Source organism: Vibrio sp. 10N.261.52.A1 (genome assembly GCF_002876325.1).
In the GTDB taxonomy this organism is placed as follows: Bacteria; Pseudomonadota; Gammaproteobacteria; order Enterobacterales; family Vibrionaceae; genus Vibrio; species Vibrio chagasii.
This window is the reverse complement of the sequence record NZ_MCYD01000180.1, coordinates 1-1,173: the sequence shown is the minus strand read 5'-3', so window position 1 is coordinate 1,173 and position 1,173 is coordinate 1. Positions and strand designations below refer to the sequence as shown.

The following is a 1,173-nucleotide window of genomic DNA, read 5'->3' as shown; positions in this document are numbered from 1 at the left end:
TCACAGAGATGCTCTTCTGATCGGCAACGTACTCTTTCATGCCAACGGTCAATTCTGAGTGTAGGCGTTGGAAATCACGTGATGCTTTTTGTACTTGCTCTTGCGCTTCAAACATCGCGACGTAGTTGTTCATCGCTTCATCCGCTTCAGCAAAGTAGCGTTCTTCCATGGCTCTTAGCTGAGTAATGCGTTCGATGAGTGAGGTGTTGTTTTGGCTTGCCGCTTCTAGATTACCAAGGACTTCTGAAAAAGCGTTTTGTGATGCGGCAAACTCTGTGCGCATTGCAGACATGCGTTCAGTGTTTTGTGTGGTTAAGAAATCTTTGAATGACTTATCTGCCGAAAGCAATTGGACACTTGTTTGATTGGAAAGCGCAACAAGCGGTAAAGAGGTTTCTGAGACACTCTCAAAATTGCTGTGTATCTGATTCATGCTGTTCATCATGATGGTTATCGTGACTGCGAACATGATGATGATCAGTGCGAAACCAGCGTACATACGCTTGATCACAGATCCCTTCATGGCTTTCTCCCTAAATAAAATGCAGACCTAATGTCAGGTCAAAGTAAAACTAACAAAATTGTCAGCATTCTATTGAGCTCCGCTTACGCATTTTATGACGCACACAGCAAAAATAACCCTCAGTTATAATCAACATGCCATTCTTGAGAGCTTAGGCTAGTTTTCTTTGATTTGAACGGTGTTTTTTATTAAGCTTTAAAGCAGGTTTATTGTGGTTTGTAGCGGCATAGCGCATACTCAAAGCACTAAAAAGTAAATGTTTTATCGGAGAAAAACATGGCTGAAGAAACCATCTTTAGTAAGATTATTAACAAAGAAATTCCAGCAGATCTGCTATACCAAGACGATTTAGTGACAGCGTTTCGTGACATCAACCCACGTGCGCCTAGCCACATCTTAATTATCCCTAATAAGCTAATTCCAACGACCAACGATGTTGAAGTGGAAGACGAAGCAATGATGGGGCGCATGTTTACAGTTGCTCGTAAGCTAGCAAAAGAAGAGGGTATCGCAGAGGATGGTTACCGTCTTATCGTGAACTGTAACTCTCATGGTGGCCAAGAGGTTTACCACATCCACATGCACTTAGTTGGTGGCCGTCCGCTTGGCCCTTTACTGATGAGCTAATCAAAATAAGTTAACGAATTAAC

Annotated in this window: 1 protein-coding gene and 1 pseudogene; one reads left to right on the top strand and one right to left on the bottom strand. The window is 42.4% G+C overall.

All coding sequences use genetic code 11. From position 1 onward, the window contains the following. A pseudogene (locus BCT81_RS02440) lies at positions 1-523 on the bottom strand (methyl-accepting chemotaxis protein); the annotation flags it as partial. Between the two features lie 276 nt (positions 524-799). On the opposite strand from BCT81_RS02440, the gene hinT reads away from it, so the two are divergent. Continuing rightward, positions 800-1,150 (top strand): purine nucleoside phosphoramidase, encoded by a 351-nt coding sequence (gene hinT / locus BCT81_RS02435; RefSeq protein ID WP_004736268.1) that lies wholly within the window; start codon positions 800-802, stop codon positions 1,148-1,150. The last annotated feature ends 23 nt before the right edge of the window (positions 1,151-1,173 follow it).